17 protein-coding genes are annotated in these 18,605 nt (G+C 50.2%); 9 read left to right on the top strand and 8 right to left on the bottom strand.

Annotated elements, in window-relative coordinates; translation table 11 throughout:
• Positions 1-31 precede the first annotated feature (31 nt).
• The gene (locus ACY0JR_RS18620; protein ID WP_462635671.1) at positions 32-226 is read left to right on the top strand and encodes a hypothetical protein; all 195 of its coding nucleotides are present in this window, start codon (positions 32-34) and stop codon (positions 224-226) included.
• 51 nt (positions 227-277) lie between these two features.
• A complete protein-coding gene (locus tag ACY0JR_RS18615; protein ID WP_462635670.1) occupies positions 278-478 on the top strand; it encodes a hypothetical protein in 201 nt (66 codons plus the stop codon).
• 64 nt (positions 479-542) lie between these two features.
• Here the strand turns inward: ACY0JR_RS18615 and ACY0JR_RS18610 are convergent, their stop codons facing one another.
• The 5 genes from ACY0JR_RS18610 to ACY0JR_RS18590 form a co-directional block, all read right to left on the bottom strand.
• The gene (locus ACY0JR_RS18610; protein ID WP_462635669.1) at positions 543-1,112 is read right to left on the bottom strand and encodes a hypothetical protein; all 570 of its coding nucleotides are present in this window, start codon (positions 1,110-1,112) and stop codon (positions 543-545) included.
• 148 nt (positions 1,113-1,260) lie between these two features.
• Complete coding sequence (murQ, locus tag ACY0JR_RS18605) at positions 1,261-2,067, bottom strand: N-acetylmuramic acid 6-phosphate etherase (RefSeq protein ID WP_462635668.1); 807 nt, start codon at positions 2,065-2,067, stop codon at positions 1,261-1,263.
• Positions 2,064-2,915 carry a BadF/BadG/BcrA/BcrD ATPase family protein gene (locus ACY0JR_RS18600; RefSeq protein ID WP_462635667.1) on the bottom strand — a complete coding sequence of 284 codons (852 nt, stop codon included), beginning with the start codon at positions 2,913-2,915 and terminating at the stop codon, positions 2,064-2,066. Before ACY0JR_RS18600 ends, murQ begins: the two co-directional genes overlap by 4 nt.
• Positions 2,916-2,968: 53 nt before the next feature.
• A complete protein-coding gene (locus ACY0JR_RS18595) occupies positions 2,969-3,199 on the bottom strand; it encodes a cytochrome b5 domain-containing protein (protein WP_462635666.1) in 231 nt (76 codons plus the stop codon).
• 454 nt (positions 3,200-3,653) lie between these two features.
• Positions 3,654-4,802, bottom strand: coding sequence for a formimidoylglutamase (locus ACY0JR_RS18590; RefSeq protein WP_462635665.1), 1,149 nt, complete (start codon positions 4,800-4,802; stop codon positions 3,654-3,656).
• A gap of 155 nt (positions 4,803-4,957) precedes the next feature.
• Here ACY0JR_RS18590 and ACY0JR_RS18585 point away from each other — a divergent pair, with 155 nt between their 5' ends.
• The 6 genes from ACY0JR_RS18585 to ACY0JR_RS18560 all read left to right on the top strand — a co-directional run bounded on the left by ACY0JR_RS18585 (position 4,958) and on the right by ACY0JR_RS18560 (position 13,452).
• The gene (locus ACY0JR_RS18585) at positions 4,958-6,724 is read left to right on the top strand and encodes an AMP-dependent synthetase/ligase (RefSeq protein ID WP_462635664.1); all 1,767 of its coding nucleotides are present in this window, start codon (positions 4,958-4,960) and stop codon (positions 6,722-6,724) included.
• A gap of 281 nt (positions 6,725-7,005) precedes the next feature.
• Positions 7,006-7,449: a MarR family winged helix-turn-helix transcriptional regulator gene (locus ACY0JR_RS18580; RefSeq protein ID WP_462635663.1), complete on the top strand. Its 444-nt coding sequence runs from the start codon at positions 7,006-7,008 to the stop codon at positions 7,447-7,449.
• A 111-nt stretch (positions 7,450-7,560) separates the two neighbouring features.
• Positions 7,561-9,963 carry a 3-hydroxyacyl-CoA dehydrogenase NAD-binding domain-containing protein gene (locus ACY0JR_RS18575; RefSeq protein ID WP_462635662.1) on the top strand — a complete coding sequence of 801 codons (2,403 nt, stop codon included), beginning with the start codon at positions 7,561-7,563 and terminating at the stop codon, positions 9,961-9,963.
• 86 nt (positions 9,964-10,049) lie between these two features.
• On the top strand, positions 10,050-11,228 hold the full coding sequence (locus tag ACY0JR_RS18570) for an acetyl-CoA C-acyltransferase (RefSeq protein ID WP_462635661.1): 1,179 nt from the start codon (positions 10,050-10,052) through the stop codon (positions 11,226-11,228).
• Positions 11,229-11,264: 36 nt separating this feature from the next.
• Entirely contained in the window at positions 11,265-11,627 is a 363-nt protein-coding gene (locus tag ACY0JR_RS18565; protein ID WP_462635660.1) for a four helix bundle protein, read from the top strand.
• A gap of 37 nt (positions 11,628-11,664) precedes the next feature.
• On the top strand, positions 11,665-13,452 hold the full coding sequence (locus ACY0JR_RS18560) for an acyl-CoA dehydrogenase family protein (protein WP_462635659.1): 1,788 nt from the start codon (positions 11,665-11,667) through the stop codon (positions 13,450-13,452).
• 94 nt (positions 13,453-13,546) lie between these two features.
• On the opposite strand, the gene ACY0JR_RS18555 is transcribed toward ACY0JR_RS18560, so the two are convergent.
• Complete coding sequence (locus tag ACY0JR_RS18555; protein ID WP_462635658.1) at positions 13,547-14,179, bottom strand: hypothetical protein; 633 nt, start codon at positions 14,177-14,179, stop codon at positions 13,547-13,549.
• Positions 14,180-14,260: 81 nt separating this feature from the next.
• On the bottom strand, positions 14,261-15,712 hold the full coding sequence (locus ACY0JR_RS18550; protein ID WP_462635657.1) for a hypothetical protein: 1,452 nt from the start codon (positions 15,710-15,712) through the stop codon (positions 14,261-14,263).
• A gap of 456 nt (positions 15,713-16,168) precedes the next feature.
• Here ACY0JR_RS18550 and ACY0JR_RS18545 point away from each other — a divergent pair, with 456 nt between their 5' ends.
• A complete protein-coding gene (locus tag ACY0JR_RS18545; protein WP_462635656.1) occupies positions 16,169-16,399 on the top strand; it encodes a hypothetical protein in 231 nt (76 codons plus the stop codon).
• Positions 16,400-16,437: 38 nt separating this feature from the next.
• On the opposite strand, the gene recG is transcribed toward ACY0JR_RS18545, so the two are convergent.
• Positions 16,438-18,534 (bottom strand): ATP-dependent DNA helicase RecG, encoded by a 2,097-nt coding sequence (recG, locus tag ACY0JR_RS18540; protein WP_462635655.1) that lies wholly within the window; start codon positions 18,532-18,534, stop codon positions 16,438-16,440.
• Positions 18,535-18,605: the final 71 nt, after the last annotated feature.

Genomic DNA, 18,605 nt, shown 5'->3' with positions numbered 1-18,605 from the left:
GGAAGATGACACGTTCGTACAAAATAAGACTATGAAAAAGACATTGTTTCTGTTTGCTTTCCTGGGAGGAGTAGCAAGCTTTTCGGCCTGTGATTCTAAAACCGAGAACAGCATGGAAAAGCAGGCAGAGAAAGTAGAAACGCACGCTGAGATGGCCGGTGACACTGCTTTGGCCCGCCAGGCCAGAGAAGTGAAGGACAGTGTTGACCAGGTTGATCCTGAGTAAGAAGAACCATCTTCGCGAAAGCGATTCCCGTTTCACGTACAAAATAAGACTATGAAAAAGACATTGTTGGTAATGCTATTATCTGCAGGTATGATGACCTTCGGCTCCTGCCGTGACACCACCGAGCAGCGCGGCGAGGAAGCCACCGAAGAAGTGGAAGACGCTACTGAAGAAGCCGGTGATGAGATTGAAGATGGTGCTGAAGAAGTGAAAGATGAAGCCGAAGAAGTTAGAGACGACGTTAAAGATTAATCTCACCTTTACCCATAAACAGAAGCGGGCACCCCTACAGGTGCCCGCTTCTGTTTATAAACATTTACATACCTAAACGCCGCTGAATAAGGCTGTCTACCCGGTGAAATAACTGGGGCGGAGCCAAAGTACGCCATGGAATTTTGTCCAACTCACCCCCGAAGTTGATGTAATAATCCACATGAAACTGCTGCATTTCCTGCACCACAAAGTCCTGGAACCCGATGGCCGCAATCCAACCGTCTTCTACGTCTTCAAACCACTCTTCGTAGTACGCATCATCTGAACCATGGAAGTTGAAGACGTTCTCGCCAATCAGAATATAATGGTTGATTCCCTCACCAATCATCAAATCTAAGATGTTGCGCTTCAAAGACATGATATCATTATTGAGCGTATCATTCCACTCCCCAATGAATTCAATGATGGCGTAATTGTCATGGTAATCCACATACAGGATTTTGAGGAAAAGCGTCTCAGACTCAATGTCGTCCCACTGCGGGTGTATGTAGTAGCCGTAAATGGTATGGGTGTATTCGTTTTCATTGTTCTCTGCGCCATACAGCGGAGAACGTTCATCTTCTGAAGCTGAGTAGGCTTCTATCCAATTATAGAAAGGTTCAATGGTGTGCATAGTGAAAGAGAATGACTGCAGAAATCCATAACGGAGAAACAGCCTTTAGGGATGGCAGAATGGCATAAAAAAAGATTCGCCGTTCACCAGCGAATCTTCTCGGTTCGTTTTAGCTTCCTTTTGAGAAAGCAGGGATAAAACGCAAATCTTAGTGCTCAGCGGAGGCGGTAATGGCAGCGCGCACGCTGCCGTGTAAGTCTAATAATTCTTTGGCCTTTTCTTCAGACGTGTTCAGTTCTTCCATGATCATGCGCACGCCGCGGTCTACCAGTTTGTGGTTAGTGAGCTGCATGTCTACCATCTTGTTTCCTTTCACGCGACCTAACTGAATCATAACAGATGTGGTGAGCATGTTCAGGGCTAATTTCTGGCCCGTACCGGCTTTCATGCGGGTGCTGCCTGTCAGGAACTCAGGACCTGTCACCACTTCCACGGGAAATTTCGCTACGGCGGCTACTTTGCTATCTGCGTTGCAGACAATGCAGCCGGTGGTAATACCACGTTCGTTGCAGGCCTGTAAGCCGCCAATCACGTAAGGAGTTCGGCCGGAGGCCGCGATGCCCACCACTACGTCTTTCTCGTTCACACCGTACGCGTCTAGGTCAATGATGGCTTGCTGGTCATCGTCTTCGGCAAATTCCACGGCTTTTCTGATGGCGGTGTCGCCCCCGGCCATAATCCCGATGACCATGTCAAACGGTACCCCAAACGTAGGCGGACACTCAGAGGCGTCTACCACACCCAACCGGCCGCTGGTACCCGCGCCAATGTAGAACAGGCGACCGCCTTCTTTCATCTTGGCTACGGTGGCTTCTACCAGTTTCTCTAGCTGCGGAATGGCTTTCTCCACGGCCAAAGGCACGGTTTTGTCTTCTTGGTTGATGTTGGTGAGGAGTTCCTGCACGCTCATCTTTTCCAGATGGTTGTAGTTTGATGCGGTTTCTGTGGTGCTCATACAGTGATTTTCTGTTGGTGGTACAGGCTCAGACCTGCAATAGGACTTTCTAAAATCTGACCTACGGTAACGCCGTGCCGTTGGGCTACTGTGCGCAGAATGTCTGCAAAGTAAAAGGCAATGGAACCTACAAAATGCGTCTCTTTCTGCTCATAGTCTGGGTATTTTACTACGGTTTTCAGGAAAAAATCGGTAAAACACTGGCAAATGAGCTGGTAGATGTAGGGGTGCTTCTGGTGGTCAAAGAGAAACTTGGCGTAACTGGCCATGTAGCGGTTAGGGTACGGTTTGCGGTACACATGGTCTACAATCTCGTCGCGGTCTGTGTGGTAGCGGTCCAGGAACGCCTGGTGCATCTCTTGGGGCAGCTCCTGGTTCAGGAACGCTTGTACCAGAAGCTTGCCCATGTAGCCGCCGCTGCCTTCATCGCCTAGAATAAAGCCCAGGTTAGGCATGTTCTGCACAATCTTTTCGCCGTCATACAGGCAGGTATTGGAGCCGGTGCCCAAAATGCAGGCAATGCCTTCTTTGTTTCCGCATAAGGCGCGGGCGGCGGCCTCTAAATCATGGTGCACATGAATCTCCGCTTGCGGAAAGATTTGAGCCAAAGCTGATTTAACGATTTCCTGTTTGTCTGGGGCGCTGCAACCTGCACCGTAGAAATAAATCTCCTGGGGAGCGCTGCCGGGCAACTGCGCTAAAAGGCTCTCTTTCAGCGACTGGGCAATCTCATCTGTGTTCTGGTAATAGGGGTTGATGCCTATGGTATGGGCTTGGGCCGTGACACCCTCGTTATCTAGTAAACGCCAGGCCGTTTTGGTGGAGCCGCTATCAGCTAGTAGAATCATAAAAGTAGGTGAAGAATCTGGGCCAAATCTCCGAAAACTTGCCCAAACAAAAACTATTTTTTCAGAATTCCTATCACAGAGAACTTGTCAAACACATACGCGGTGTGCGGGGCATCGGCTAGTTCCTGCGTTAAATCCTGGCCCGCCCAATGCTCATAATGGTTTCCCCGCCGCCATAACCTGGACTTGGTCACATCATAAATCTCGCCGTTGTACGCCACCCAAATCTCATCACGGTCCTGGCCGTTCCGGAGGGCCAACTGGGCACGGGTGTATTCTTGCATAGTTTAATGTGCTAATGATTTAATATGCTAATGTGCTGATTTTTGAATGAACTAATGTGCTAAGAGTTTTCCTTCTTTAGGCTGTTTCTTGAAAAACTGGCACAAAACGCTTTTTGCAAACTTCTCCATCCTTTTTTTCTTTTCTCCTCGCCATTTCTTCTTTTCTCACCTCGTTCCCTTCTTTGCATCACTCTTCCTCTTTTGTCATCCTGAAAGGACCTTGTGGGCGAACTGTAATGCAGTACACTATACAACTAGAAAGGCTTTTCCAGAGAGTTAAAGGTTATAAATGTTTGCTGTTTCATTTCTTCTGTCCACCTAGCTAGCCCACAAGATCCTTTCAGGTTGACAAAAGAGGGAAGGGCATTGCCTCAATTGATGTTTTTCTAAACCATCAAAAGCCTGTGCCATAAAGCAAATCATCAGCACATTACCTCATTAGCACACTACCCCATTAAAACCGCGCTTGCATCAAAACCCATCTGTTGGGCACCTCGCCATCTGCGGCGGTGAGATAGTCCTGGTAGCTGCACGGCACAATCATTGGAGGACGTGAGCCGGAAAGGTCGTCTATCTGCATCCACCATTTCTCTGTATTCCGGTTTTTGTAGAACAACATTTTGTGGGGGTTGTCATGGAAACCAACGGAGAACTTGAGAAACTGCTGGCTGGTGAAATCCAAGGTGCCCTGGCGTTGGTAGAAGCCTTCAATGCTGTACCAGACCATGGTAGCCAGCGTGGTAGCCGTTAAGGAACGGTGGTCCAACTCAGGACGGTAGCCGTAGAAACCCAAAGAACTGAGCTGGTCGCTTTGCCCGGCGTACCAGCAGAGCTGACAAGCTTCTTCGCCGGTAAGCCCGAACGGATTGGCGTGTTGCTGGCCGGGCGCGTCCTGGTGCTTGATGGCAGAAACGTCAAAACTGATGAGGTCGGCTTGCCGAATGATGGGTTCTATCTCGGGCATCTGCTGGCGCACTTGGCCTACCCTGAACAACTCAAAATGTAGCTTTTCAAACGCTGCCAGCGTACTGGAATCTGAAAGGTACGCTTGGTGTGCAATATGGCTGAACCCAAAGAGGAAATTGGGGTCATGCAGGAGAATGCGGTGCAGGTGGTGTTGGTCAGGGGAGGTGTCTTCCAACGCGGCCATGTCCAGTTGGCTGTCAATAATGGTCAGGTTCACCGTTTTGGACAGGTGCTCGTAGCCCAGAAACTGCCCATAGGTAAGGTCATGGGAGCCGCCCAGCAGAATAGGGAATTTACCGGCATCTACCAGTATCTCCACCACTTCCTTCAGGCGCAGATACGTATCTTCCAGGTGAATGCCCGGCAGCAGGTTGCCTAAGTCCATGACCAGCCAGGAGCCCGTTCCTTTCATGAGCCGGTAGAGTTCCTGCCTTATTTTGTTGGGGCCTTGGTAAGTGACTTCCGTAGCACCGGCGGTGCCGCGGTATTCCGGTAAACCAAGGAGAACGACCTCAGAAGAACGCCAGTCTGGAAAAGAATGGATAAACGGAGCCAGGTAGCCGCCCACGGTTTTAGGAGCATCTGCCTGCCCGAAAGGTTCTTCCGGAAGTGGTTCAAAAAAGATGGAAAGGTTCATGGCGGGCGTAAAGCAAAAATCAAATTTAAGCAATTATCAGCCAGCGGGCCGAAGCATTTTTAACAATTCAGTTGGGAAAGCGCAGCAGGGTTTTGTTTTTTTTAAATAGATAATGCGTTATATTAACGAACCAAACAACATACAAGGACTAATCTATGAAAGTAACCCGGGTTTTTGATTTGCTAACCAACCAGTTACAGCAGTTTCCTCAACCAGACTGCCTGGCGGCAAAAATCAATGGTGAATGGGTGAAGTACAGTACCCAACAGGTACAGGAGACGGCAAATAAGTTAAGCCTAGCGCTGATTAAATCTGGAATAAGGAAAGACGACAAAGTGGCCCTGATCTCCATGAACCGCCCCGAGTGGACTTTCTCTGATTACGGCATTCAGCAGACTGGTGCGGTAAGTGTACCTTTGTACCCAACCATTACGGTAGAAGATTACCGCTACATTCTCAAAGACTCCGAGGCCAAACTGATTCTGGTTTCTACCCAGGATTTATACAACAAAGTAAAGGAAGCCGCCACTGACCTGCCCGGCATCCAGGAAATCTACACCTTTGACCATGTGCCCGGTGCCAAACACTGGAGTGAACTCCTGAAACTCGCTGACGGGGAAGACGCGGCCACGCTGGAACCCTACAAAGCCGACGTGCAGCCTTCAGATTTACTTTCCATTATCTATACCTCCGGTACTACCGGCGCACCCAAAGGCGTGATGCTCTCGCACAACAACCTGGTCAGTAATTTCACCAATGTGAAGCCCTTTGTGCCCGTAAACCAAGAACACCGCGCCTTGAGCTTTTTGCCGCTCTGCCACATCTATGAGCGCATGGTGTCTTGTATCTATTTCTCAGTAGGTGTGTCTATCTACTTCGCTGAGAGTATTGAAAAAGTAGCCGATAATCTCAAGGAAGTAGGGCCGCACATCTTCGTGACCGTGCCCCGCCTTCTGGAGAAAGTATATGATAAGATTGTCGCCAAAGGCGGAGAGTTGACCGGGGTTAAGAAAGGCCTGTTCTTCTGGGCGTTGGGCCTGGGGCAGAGATATGACACCCGTACCTCGCCGGGCTTTTTGTATGACACCCAACTGAAACTGGCCCGTAAACTCATTTTCTCTAAATGGCAGGAAGCCCTAGGCGGAAATGTAAAGGTGATTGTATCAGGTGGAGCCGCCTTGCAGCCACGGTTAGCCCGTGTGTTTTGGGGAGCCAACATCCGGGTAATGGAAGGCTACGGCCTCACGGAGACCTCGCCAGTGATTGCGGTAAACCGCTACGAGCCGGAGAATAACGTGATTGGCACCGTGGGCCCAGCCATCAACAACGTGGAAATCAAGATTGCCGAGGACGGCGAAATATTGACTCGTTCTGAAAGCGTGATGGTAGGCTACTACAAACGCCCTGACCTTACTGCCGAAGTCATTGACCCAGACGGCTGGTTCCATACCGGCGACATAGGCGAACTGGTAGAAGGCAAGTTCCTCAAAATCACCGACCGCAAAAAAGAGATGTTCAAGACCTCGGGTGGTAAATACATCGCGCCGCAGTTGATTGAAAACAAACTCAAAGAATCACTGGTGATCGAACAGGTAATGGTAGTGGGTGAAGGCGAGAAGTTTCCGGGAGCTTTGATTGTGCCCGCCTTTGAAGGGCTGCAGGAGTGGTGCAAAATCCACAGTATTCCGTACACCACCAACGAGGAAATGGTGAAGAAGCCCGAAGTGCTGGACAAGTTCCAGAAGGAAATAGACAAAGCGAACGAGCATCTGGCGCAGTACGAGAAAATCAAGAAGTTTGTGCTGCTGCCTAAGCTCTGGAGCGTGGAATCTGGCGAGATGACTCCTAAACTCAGCATCAAACGCAAAATCATTACCAATAACAACCGCGCTTTAATTGAAAGCCTGTACCGCGCGGTATAATAGAACCTAAACAGAAGAGGAGACGCCGCAACGTCTCCTCTTCTGTTTTAGAGTGTTTCGGCTTTAGCCCTTCTTTCCTAGAAATAGCCCGTAAATGCAGTTCCCCGGCGAAGCCGTAAAAGCAGGCAGTTAACAATGTGGTAATCTAGTCTTGTAATAGCAGCGGTTGGGTAAGGAAATGAGGGCGGCACATCCTTTTCATTGCTAGTCCGTAAATTTTTTTATTTATAGTATGCAAGCATAACAAATTTTTCTAAATTTGGTAAGAGACAAAAGACGAGATGAAAGCAGAAGAAACGGTAGACTTTAATATTAAGGTATGTTGGCACGCCATCGCGCGCATGTACAACGCCCAGGCCGTTAAAAATGACATTACCACGTCCATCGGGTTTGTGCTCCTGAACATTGACCCCGAAAAAGGAACTCCCGCGACCAAGATTGCCCCTCTGTTAGGCCTGGAAGCCAGAAGCCTTACTCGTATTCTGAAAAGCATGGAAGAGAAAGGGTTAATCTACAAGGTAGCCGATGAGCAGGACAAACGCTCGGTGCGCATTTTGCTTACTGAGCTGGGGCTAGAGAAACGGGAAGTGAGCCGCGTGACCGTGAAGCAGTTCAATAAGAAAGTGCGCGAGGTAATTCCAGAAAGTCAGTTACAGGTCTTCTTCCAGGTCATTGGGCAGATCAATGAGCTGATAGAAGCCAAAGAGGTTTTCAAAAATACCTAGAAACGCACTGTTTTCGGGCTGATTTTCTGACAACAGCTTAGAAACAGCGCCTTCAACAAAGAAAAATCGTGTGTCTTGCTACGCACATCGTGATATAAAAACTGAGTAACTATGAAGAGAATCATTAAGAAAGTGGCGGTGTTAGGTTCGGGCATTATGGGCTCGCGCATTGCCTGCCACTTCGCCAACATTGGCGTGCAGGTGCTACTCCTGGACATGGTGCCGCGTGAGCTGCTGCCCGAAGAACAAGCCAAAGGCCTCACGCTGGAAAACAAGCAGGTACGTAACCGCATTGTGAATACTGCGCTGCAGACGGCCATCACCTCCAACCCTGCGCCGCTTTACAAGAAAACCGAAGCCCGCCTCATCCAGACCGGAAACTTTGATGATGATCTCAAAGGCATCTCTGAGTGCGACTGGACCATTGAGGTAGTAGTGGAGAACCTGAAGATAAAGCAAAGCGTGTTTGAGCGCGTAGAGCAGTTCCGCAAGCCGGGCACCCTCATTACATCCAACACCTCAGGCATTCCCATTCATTTAATGCTGGACGGCCGTTCCGATGACTTCCGGAAACACTTCTGCGGCACGCACTTCTTCAACCCGCCGCGCTATTTGAAGTTGCTGGAGATTATTCCCACGCCCGAGACTGACCCCGAAATCACCCAGTTCCTCTTAAACTACGGCGACCTGTACCTGGGCAAAACCACCGTGCTGGCCAAAGACACGCCCGCTTTCATCGCAAACCGTGTGGGTATTTACGGCATCATGCAGGTGCTGCACGTCATGGAGAAACTCGGCCTAAACGTAGACGAAGTAGACCGATTAACTGGTCCGGTAGTAGGCCGCCCAAAATCCGCTACGTTCAGAACGTCTGACGTGGTAGGTTTGGACACTTTGGCCAAAGTAGCACAAGGCCTGTACCAAACCGGTGAAAACGATGAAGCCCGTGACCTATTCCAATTGCCCGCTTACGTTCAGCAAATGCTGGAGAGAAACTGGCTAGGCGATAAAACGCGACAAGGTTTCTACAAGAAAACCAAAACCCCTGAAGGTGCCACCGAAATCCTGACGCTGGACCTCAAAACCATGGAGTACGGGCCCAAGCAGAAAGTCCGGTTCCAGAGCATGGAAACGCTCAAGCCTATTGAAGACCTGCGCAAACGCCTCAAAGCCTTCAGCCAGGCCCAAGACAAAGCCGGTGAGTTCTTCCGGGAAACTTCCTATGGCCTGTTCCAATACGTGACCAACCGCATTCCCGAAATCTCTGACGAACTCTACCGCATTGACGATGCCATGCGCGCCGGGTTCGGGTGGGAACTGGGTCCGTTTGAAACCTGGGACGCCTTTGGGGGGCGCGAAACCGTAGCCGCCATGGAAGCCGCAGGTTACAAACCCGCCGCCTGGATTTACGAGATGCTGGAAGCTGGTCATGAAACGTTCTACCGCAGCCAGAACAACCAGCGCCAGTACTATGACCTGCTCACCAAAGACTACCGCCAGATTCCGGGTACCGAAAACTTCGTGCTCTTGGATGTGCTGCGCGGAAACAACGTAGTCTGGAAAAACGCGGGCTGCTCCATCATTGATTTGGGTGACGGTATCCTGAACGTAGAATTCCACTCCAAGATGAACGCCATCGGGAGCGAAATCATCCAAGGACTGAACAAAGGCATTGACCTGGCGGAGCAGAATTTTAGAGGGGTAGTGGTAGGCAACGAAGCCGCGAATTTCTCGGCGGGAGCCAACCTTGGTCTCGTGTTCATGTACGCCCTGGACCAGGAGTATGATGAGCTGAACCTCATGATTCGGCAGTTCCAGAACACCATGATGCGCATGCGCTACTCGGCGGTGCCGGTGGTAGCTGCGCCGCACGGCTTGACACTGGGCGGCGGCTGCGAACTTTGCCTCCACGCCGATAGGGTGCAGGCCGCTGCTGAAACGTACATCGGGCTCGTAGAGTTTGGCGTAGGCTTAATCCCTGGCGGTGGCGGAACGAAGGAAATGACCTTGCGTACCTCGGCCGCTTATGAAGAAGGCGATACCGAATACAACGCGCTGCGCAACGTGTTCATGACCATCGGCACGGCCAAAGTCTCCACCTCGGCCGCTGAAGCGTATGAGCTGGGCTTTATGCGCCACGGCGATGGCATCACTTTGAACACCAACCGCCAGCTCGCGGAAGCCAAAGCTGAAGCCATTCTCCTAGCTGAGGCCGGTTATACCATGCCTACGCCTAAAACCAATATCAAGGTACAAGGCAAAGGCGGTCTGGGCATGTTCATCACGGGAGCCCACGCCATGCACGCCGCTGGTTTCATTACCGAACATGACCGCAAAATCTCGGAGAAACTGGCCTACGTGATGTGCGGTGGGGACCTGTCTATGCCGTCTGAGGTCTCTGAGCAATACCTGCTGGACCTGGAGCGCGAAGCCTTCCTGAGCCTCTGCGGCGAACGCAAAACTCTGGAGCGCATCAAGAGCATTCTGACCACGGGTAAACCGCTGCGGAATTAAGATTGTGAATTCAATTGTTTCAGGAAAAGAGGGATGTCGCGTTTAGCGCCTTTTTTCTCCAAAACACCTCAAAAACAGAAAAGAAAATGCAAACTGCTTATATAGTTGCCGGATTCAGAACCGCCGTGGGGAAAGCGCCCCGCGGAGTATTCCGGTTCACCCGGCCCGATGATTTAGCCGCCGATGTGATCAAACATTTGCTGGCCTCTGTGCCGCAATTAGACCCCGCCCGCGTAGATGACCTGTTGGTTGGAAATGCGGTACCCGAGGCTGAGCAAGGTCTGCAAATGGGACGCATGATTTCCCTTTTGTCCCTGCCTATCAACGTGCCCGGTGCCATCATGAACCGTTACTGCGGCTCTGGTATTGAAACCATCGCCACGGCGTCTTTCAAGATTCAGGCGGGCATGGCCGACTGCGTGATTGCCGGTGGTGCGGAGTCCATGAGTCTGGTGCCGGTGGTAGGTTGGAAAACTTCGCCTAACTACAAAATTGCCAAAGAGCACCCAGAATACTACCTGAGCATGGGCTTAACTGCCGAGGCCGTGGCGCATGATTTCAAGGTAAGCCGCGAAGACCAAGATGCTTTTGCGTACGCTTCGCACCAGAAAGCCATCAGAGCCATTGAGGAAGGTCGGTTCAAAGACCAGATTGTGCCTATCACTGTGGAAGAGACTTTCCTGGACGAGAACGGCAAAAAGAAAACCCGCTCCTACGTGGTAGACACCGATGAAGGTCCGCGCGCCGATACTTCTATTGAGAAATTAGCCAAACTTCGTCCGGTATTTGCCGCTAATGGTAGCGTGACGGCCGGTAACTCGTCCCAAACCTCAGACGGTGCGGCTTTCGTGCTGGTCATGAGCGAACGCATGGTGAAGGAACTGAACATAGAGCCCATCGCCCGCCTGGTGTCCTACGCCGCCGAAGGCGTAGATCCCCGCATCATGGGCATGGGGCCAGTGAAAGCCATTCCGAAGGCCCTGCGTAACGCCGGCATGAACCTGCAGGACATTGACTTCATCGAAATGAACGAAGCTTTTGCGTCACAGTCTATTGCCGTAATGCGGGAACTGGGCATTGACCCAGACAAACTGAACCCCAACGGCGGCGCGATTGCCTTAGGCCACCCGCTTGGTTGTACTGGTGCAAAACTGAGCGTGCAATTGTTCAGTGATCTACGGCGTCAGAATAAAAAGTACGGCATGGTGACCGCCTGCGTAGGCGGTGGTCAGGGTGTAGCTGGTATCTATGAGTTTTTGAAATAGATGTTAGACACTGGATGTTAGATTCTAGACATTCCCATGCATAATTTCAGAGAGTTAAAGGTGTGGCAAGAGGCGATTACGCTTGCTAAACAAGTGTATGAGTTGACTGCATCTTTTCCCGCAAATGAGAAATACGGTCTAACATCTCAGATGAATCGTGCGGTTGTTTCCATTACTTCTAATATTTCAGAAGGAGCAGGGCGTAATTCAGACAAAGAGTTTGTCCAGTTCTTAGGTTTTGCGCTAGGCTCAGCCTTTGAAGTGGATACCCAATTAGTCTTAGCGCATGCTTTCGGTTTTGTGAGAGAAAGCGATTATCAGAACATGTTGCAAAAGATGAATCAAGTGCAGCGCATGATTTATGGCTTCCAACAGTCTATCATCAAAAAGAACAAATAGTCTACAATCTAACTACTAGAATCTAGAATCTTAAAATATGGAAACTACCAGCAGAACACTAAAAGGCGGTGAGTTCATCATCAAAGAAACCAACGCCGCAGATATTTTCATCCCAGAGGATTTCTCTGAGGAGCAGCGCATGATGGCCGAGATGGCCCAGCAGTTTGTGAAGACGGAGGTGCACCCGTTGGTGGAGCGTCTGGATAACCATGAGGAAGGTCTCATGGAAAGTCTCATGAAAAAGGCGGGTGAGTTGGGATTGTTCGGCGTAGCCATTCCAGAGGAGTACGGCGGGCTGAACATGGATTTCAACTCGTCTTTGTTGGTGACCGAATCTGTTGGTTCCGGGCACTCGTTTCCGGTGGCCTTTGCGGCACATACCGGAATTGGAACGCTGCCCATCCTGTACTTCGGAACGGAGGAGCAGAAAGCCAGGTACATTCCTAAACTAGCCTCCGGTGAGTGGGCGTCTTCTTACTGCTTAACCGAACCTGGTTCTGGGTCAGATGCCTTGGCCGCCAAAACCAAAGCCGTGTTGGACGAGGCTGGCGAGAACTACATTCTGAACGGCCAAAAAATGTGGATTACCAACGCCGGCTTCGCCGATGTGTTCATTGTGTTCGCGCAGGTAGACGGCGACAAGTTCACCGGCTTCATTGTGGAGAAAGGCTACGAAGGTCTGAGCTTGGGCAACGAAGAGCACAAGATGGGTATCAAAGGTTCTTCCACCCGCCAAGTGTTCCTCACCGACTGCAAAGTGCCGAAGGAAAACGTACTAGGCCAAGTGGGGAAAGGCCACTTGATTGCGTTCAACATCCTTAACATCGGTCGGATTAAACTGGCTGCCGCTTGTTTGGGAGCCTGTAAAATGGTCGCTGATTTATCGGTGAAATATGCTAATGAGCGTATCCAGTTCAAAATTCCGATTTCAAAATTCGGAGCTATCCGTCACAAATTGGCTGAGCAGGCTATCCGCATTTTCGCGATGGAATCTGCCCTGTACCGAGCCGGGCACGACATCCACAACAAAGAGCAGGAACTGCTGGCCGCTGGAAAAAGCTACAATGAAGCTGTGCTGGAAGCCGCCCGCGAATTTGCCGTGGAAGCCGCTATTCTGAAAGTAGATGGTTCTGAGGTGCTGGATTACGTGGTAGACGAAGGCGTGCAGATTTACGGTGGTTACGGTTACTCCGCAGATTACCCCATGGACCGCGCGTACCGCGATGCCCGCATCAACCGCATCTTTGAGGGTACCAACGAAATCAACCGCATGCTCATCGTGGACATGGTCTTGAAGAAAGCCATGAAAGGTGAACTGGATCTAATGGGACCAGCCGCTAACGTACAACAGGAGTTAATGGAGATTCCAGACTTCGGCGACGAAGACACCACGTTGTTCGCTTACGAGAAGAAAGCCGTGCAGAAGTTCAAGAAAGCCGTGTTGCTGACTGCAGGTACCGCCGTGCAGAAGTTCATGATGACCTTGGACAAAGAGCAGGAAGTCTTGATGTACATCGCGGATATGGCCATCCAGACCTACATCGCGGAGTCTACCTTGCTGCGCGTGGAGAAACTGGTAAGCCGTAACGGCGAAGAAGCCCACGCCGTGCAATTAGACATGGCCCGTGTGGTCATCAATGACGCTGCTGACCGCATTAACAAAGCTGGAAAGGAAGCTTTGGCCGCCATGACCGAAGCTGGTGATGAGCAGAAATTACTGCTGATTGGCTTGAAACGCTTCACCAAACTGGAGCCGTTCAACACCAAAGAAGCCCGTCGTCGCGTAGCTGCCCAGATGATTAAAGCGAACGAATACGTGTACTAATTTGCGTTTAGCACCTGTTTTCTCAAACAAGGCAAAAACAGAAAGCCCCGCACATAGCGGGGCTTTCTGTTTTATGGGGTGAATCATTCTATTACTACCCACGAAGCCTTTCTTGGATAGTTATCAATAACAAGCTCAACAGGATTTGTTCTTTCTCACTGTCTGTGAAGGGATTTCCTCTATAAACGGAGAATTTACGTGATAAGAAGGATTTCTGCTTTTTAAGTAGAGCCACCTGTGTATTGTCTTGCCGGATAACGTGGTAGGAAGGGTTGAAAAAGTAACCTGTGAATAGTCCCAAGAAAGGAATTTTACTCAAAAGGGTGTCATTGAATCTAACCAAACCAGCTCCTTCTCGCACCGTGAGTACCTTCTGCAAGTACATGTTAAAAATATGATAATGCGCAGCCAACTCTGGAACCCACGTAGAGCGGGCTACATACCCTAGAACTTGTCCATGTTTATCCAGAAACCCAAAAGAGGCTGTGAAATCTTTCCATGACACGGCTTTAATGGTGTAAAGGACTTCAGTTTCAGATAAATCCCTGAAAATTTTTACTTCATCTATGAACGGATCAATATTCAGGAGACTGGATTCAGAAAACTCATCATAGTGAATCTGCTTCACAAAGTATATGGCTCGTCCATTGCTACCTGTTACCTGTAATCGGTTGGCGAAGGTGAATTTTTTAAATGTGAAATCCAGAGGGAAATCAAGGTCTTGCATTTAGCTTGGGCCTAAGATCATCTTCAGTAAGTAGAATTTCCGATTCAGGGCTATTTCCTGCAAAACAGCCCCAAAACATACCTAATCCTTAAACGTGATTCGGCTTAGGCGCAAGCCTGCTGATGCTTTGTTGGGGCGGTTCACGGCCGTGATGGTGCGTTCGTCCAGCCAGGTGGTGAAATCCTTCGCGAAAGCGAGTTGCTTGTCATTGGCTACGTTCAGCCCTACAGCTTTGGGTGGTTCAGAGACGCCGGTCAGCAGGTGAATGGAACGGGTGTAGAGGTCGGTTTTGCCATTGAGGGTTTCCAGGGTGAGCAGTTGCAGGCGGTTGCCGGTGAGGTGGGCCTTGTAAGAGATACCGGCAAAGCCTTCGGTGGCGGGTGCTGTCTGGTTTTTGAGAATGGCCGAGTTCCAGGTGGGGTGCAGGTATTCGTCATAGGCAAAGAGCAGGAGTTCTTTGGCGTGATAAGGACTGTTCTCACCGCCTTCGGTGTATTTTTTCTCGGCTATGACCAAGGTTTGGCCTTCATTGCTGATTAAGATGTCTGAGAGGTAAATGTCTTCCAGGCGTTTGGCGCCCGTGGCTTTGGTGAGCTTTTCGGTAAACTGGGGCGTAAACCGAAACTCATCGGCGAAGCGCATGTTACCAGCGGCGTAGTCAAACCGAACCATTTTCAGGCTGTGGTATTCGCCTTTCTTTTCTTCGGCCACCAGCACGGCGGCGTATAGGCTGCTGTCTTGGTGTATCTGAAAATACGTGTCCATCACGTACACCTTTTCGCCGTCAAAGACGCCGCCCAGCATTACTTCCATTACCTTGATCTCATTGTCGCGGTTGTTGTAGCGGCGCACGCTCAGGCGCATAGAGTTGTTGGTGAGAATGCTCACGAACTGATTGCCGTGGTTGTCTATCTGCACCTGGGCACTGACTTGGCTGCCTACGCCGGCCAGATCATAGGTGCGGTCTTTGATTTTGGTGAGCGTACCGTCATACACGGCGGCTTGCAGCGAGCGCAGTTCATCATTGCGAGTAATGGAATGGTAGGCGACCAACTTAGACCCGTCTGCCGAGGTGGCAACTGCCAACCTTCGGCTTTTACTGGGAGCCTCCAATAGTTTAGTCTGCTTGATTTCCTTGCCCGTGGCTATGTCAAATAACCTCCCATAGAGGGCTTGGCTACCTTGGTCAGCCATGACGCGGTGAGTAATCAGGAGGGCTGTCTGTTTGTTGTGGGAGAAAGCCTCTACCGTTTCCTGACCTATTAAGGCTACTGGAGTGGTCCAGGTTTCTTTTAGGTCTGCGCCGTACCGGAGGAGAGCGTACGTGTTATCTGACTTCCGGCTGAGGATCACAAAATCTGTGGGACTTACCGCAAAAGCTTTCTGGGGAATACGCTGGTTGTACTGGTCTCCTGTGGCCTCAGGAACATAGGTGAAAGCCGATGATTTTATTTTTTGGGCCTGCGCCTGGCCCATTCCAGTCCATACATTTACCAGAAGCAAAAGTGAAGTAAACAGAGCGCTGTAACGCATAATTGTAATATTTAGATTTTGGGCAAATATACCCCTTAACGCACGCTATCGCATTAATTATATGCTAGTACCGCAAACCTTATTTAAACTAATTGTTAAATGTGTAGCGGAATAGTGTAATTGTGGATTTAATCTCTACCTTTGCAACCGCTTGTAAAAGAGCAAGACAGACAAACAAAAACTTATTATAAAATATTAAAATATAAGAATGCACGCTGTTTTCACCTGTGGAAAACTTTCTTGAAAGAAGTTTAACCCATCGTTAGTAAGTCCGTACACTCTTAGGCTTGTCAAAATAATGATACGCCCATATGAGTCCAGTGCACTAAACCGGCTTATGACTAATTAGCAGAGACATATTTGTTAACAAAACAATATTGATTTGGTAATTATTGATTCTGGTGAACACACGTATTTTGCTTTAGAGTATTGAAACACATTTAATCTAGTACGCTTATGAAGTTTGTTTTTAAGATGTTAGTCTTGGTGGGAATGATTTTAGTGGGAAAGTTTCTAAAAGAAGATGCTACCAATGAAGTTGTCACCAATGCCAAAGTGCCTACGGAAGATAGTTATTCCCTCAACAATTCGCAGAACTTTCCGGCAACCCAGCAGACTAAGAATCTAGTAGTACCAACCGTTAAAAAAGAAAATACTGGAGAAACCTTTACGTACTCTTTGAATTAATTTCTCTTTCTTTTTCTGTAGAAGACCCAGACTCAAGTCTAGCTGATCCGGCTCCAGTTTACGGCGTTGGCACTCAGCGACCGGATGTGCCGCAACAGGTTGGCGTGCTCCGGAAGGCTTAAGTCCGGGTCTTTTTCTATAATGCCCAGGGCTGCGTGGCGGCTCTCTTTCAGAATTTTGGCATCTTTGGCCAAATCTGCGATTAAAAGGTCCAGTACCCCGCTCTGTTGGGTGCCCATCAAATCTCCCGGACCGCGCAACTTCAAATCAATATCCGCAATCTCAAAACCGTTGTTGGTGCGCACCATGGTTTCTATGCGCGTTTTGCCTTCTTTGCTCAGTTTGTAGCCCGTCATCAAGATACAGTAACTTTGGTCGGCTCCCCGGCCTACGCGCCCGCGTAACTGGTGTAACTGCGCCAACCCGAAGCGCTCGGAATTCTCAATCACCATGACGCTGGCATTGGGTACGTTCACTCCCACCTCAATCACGGTGGTGGCTACCATGATGTGGGTCTCGTGTTTCACGAACCGCTGCATCTCATAGTCTTTGTCCTTCGGCTTCATTTTGCCGTGCACCATGCTCACGCGGTACTCTGGGAAGGAGCGGGTCACGCTTTCGTAGCCATCCATGAGGTCTTTGTAGTCCAGGCCCTCAGACTCTTCTATGAGCGGGTACACAATGTAGATCTGCCGCCCCAGCTTTATCTGCTCCCGTATAAACCCGAACACCCGCAGGCGGTTGCTGTCATAGCGGTGCACGGTAATAATCTCTTTCCGGCCCGCCGGAAGCTCGTCAATGACAGAAACTTCCAAATCACCGTACAGCGTCATAGCTAGCGTGCGGGGGATTGGCGTGGCCGTCATGACCAGCACGTGTGGGATGACCCTGGGGTTCTTCTGCCAGAGTTTAGAGCGCTGAGCCACGCCAAAACGGTGCTGTTCGTCCACTATGCAGAGCCCCAGGTTCTGGAACTGCACTTCGTCTTCTAACAGCGCATGGGTGCCCACAATCATTTTCATTTCGCCGGAGCGAAGTTGTTCATGCAAAACCCGGCGGTCGGCTTTTTTGGTGGAGCCGGTGAGTTTGCCCAGTAAAATGCCCAGCTTATCGGCATATTGTTTCAGGCCCTGGTAGTGTTGGTCGGCCAGAATCTCGGTGGGTGCCATGATACAGGCCTGGGCGCCGTTGTCGGTAGCCAGAAGCATGGTCACGAAGGCCACAATAGTTTTCCCGCTGCCCACGTCGCCCTGTAACAGGCGGTTCATCTGCTTGCCACTGTTCACGTCTTGGTAGATCTCGCGAACCACCCGTTTCTGGGCATTGGTTAAGTCGAAAGGCAGGTGATTTTTGTAAAACTCGGTCAAAGTGGGCGTCTTACTGAAGACCTGACCGGCTAGCTCGGCTTTGCGTTTGGTGCGGGTGCGCAGCAGTTTGAGCTGGGTATAGAACAGTTCCTCGAATTTGAGCCGGAAACGCGCCGCTTGTAAGGTGTCCCAGTTGCTGGGGAAATGGATCTGCTGCATGGCTTCGCGCTTGGAAACCATGCGGTAGTGGTCTACCAGTTCGGGCGTAAGGGTTTCTGACAGGTGCGTGGGCGCTTGCTTCAGTAAATCGGCCATCATTTTACTGATCGCTTTGCTGTCTACCCGGTGGTTCTTCAGCTTCTCGGTGGTGTGGTACACCGGTTGCAGAAAGCTCTGGCCTTGTTTGACCTCGGTGGCTTCTTCCAGTTCGGGGTGAGGCATGTTAAAACGCCCGTTAAACAGACTGGGCTTCCCGAAAGCGATGTATTCCTGGTTCACTTTCAGCTGCACGTTCAGCCACTTCACGCCCTTGAACCAAACCAACTCCAGCTCCCCAGATGCATCCCTGATAATCACGGATAAGCGCTGTTTCCGGCCTTCGCCTAGCAGGTTTTTCTCCAGAATACGGCCTTTGATCTGCACGTATTGCATGTCTTCGGTGAGGTCTGCGATGGCGTGGAACTGCGTGCGGTCCATGTACCGAAATGGATAATGCTGGATTAAGTCACCGTAGGTGAAAATACCCAGCTCGGTCTGTAGCAACGTAGCGCGTTGTGGCCCAACGCCCTTGAGAAACTCTATTTTGGTATGGAAGAAGCCGGAAGACACGTAATAAGAAAAGCAGCTGTGTTTTACGTCTGTTTTAGGAAAATTGGCCTGTAAGCAGGAGCGAAGCCGCT

This window comes from Rufibacter sp. JT3400010, assembly GCF_054956755.1.
Note: the sequence above shows the minus strand (reverse complement) of the source record. Positions and strands in the feature narration are given on the sequence as shown.

Excerpts from the sequence above, each read along its gene's own strand:
- ACY0JR_RS18620 (WP_462635671.1), top strand. The coding sequence starts at position 32 with ATGAAAAAGACATTGTTTCTGTTTGCTTTCCTGGGAGGAGTAGCAAGC.
- ACY0JR_RS18615 (WP_462635670.1), top strand. The coding sequence starts at position 278 with ATGAAAAAGACATTGTTGGTAATGCTATTATCTGCAGGTATGATGACC.
- ACY0JR_RS18610 (WP_462635669.1), bottom strand. The coding sequence starts at position 1,112 with ATGCACACCATTGAACCTTTCTATAATTGGATAGAAGCCTACTCAGCT.
- murQ (WP_462635668.1), bottom strand. The coding sequence starts at position 2,067 with ATGAGCACCACAGAAACCGCATCAAACTACAACCATCTGGAAAAGATG.
- ACY0JR_RS18600 (WP_462635667.1), bottom strand. The coding sequence starts at position 2,915 with ATGATTCTACTAGCTGATAGCGGCTCCACCAAAACGGCCTGGCGTTTA.
- ACY0JR_RS18595 (WP_462635666.1), bottom strand. The coding sequence starts at position 3,199 with ATGCAAGAATACACCCGTGCCCAGTTGGCCCTCCGGAACGGCCAGGAC.
- ACY0JR_RS18590 (WP_462635665.1), bottom strand. The coding sequence starts at position 4,802 with ATGAACCTTTCCATCTTTTTTGAACCACTTCCGGAAGAACCTTTCGGG.
- ACY0JR_RS18585 (WP_462635664.1), top strand. The coding sequence starts at position 4,958 with ATGAAAGTAACCCGGGTTTTTGATTTGCTAACCAACCAGTTACAGCAG.
- ACY0JR_RS18580 (WP_462635663.1), top strand. The coding sequence starts at position 7,006 with ATGAAAGCAGAAGAAACGGTAGACTTTAATATTAAGGTATGTTGGCAC.
- ACY0JR_RS18575 (WP_462635662.1), top strand. The coding sequence starts at position 7,561 with ATGAAGAGAATCATTAAGAAAGTGGCGGTGTTAGGTTCGGGCATTATG.
- ACY0JR_RS18570 (WP_462635661.1), top strand. The coding sequence starts at position 10,050 with ATGCAAACTGCTTATATAGTTGCCGGATTCAGAACCGCCGTGGGGAAA.
- ACY0JR_RS18565 (WP_462635660.1), top strand. The coding sequence starts at position 11,265 with ATGCATAATTTCAGAGAGTTAAAGGTGTGGCAAGAGGCGATTACGCTT.
- ACY0JR_RS18560 (WP_462635659.1), top strand. The coding sequence starts at position 11,665 with ATGGAAACTACCAGCAGAACACTAAAAGGCGGTGAGTTCATCATCAAA.
- ACY0JR_RS18555 (WP_462635658.1), bottom strand. The coding sequence starts at position 14,179 with ATGCAAGACCTTGATTTCCCTCTGGATTTCACATTTAAAAAATTCACC.
- ACY0JR_RS18550 (WP_462635657.1), bottom strand. The coding sequence starts at position 15,712 with ATGCGTTACAGCGCTCTGTTTACTTCACTTTTGCTTCTGGTAAATGTA.
- ACY0JR_RS18545 (WP_462635656.1), top strand. The coding sequence starts at position 16,169 with ATGAAGTTTGTTTTTAAGATGTTAGTCTTGGTGGGAATGATTTTAGTG.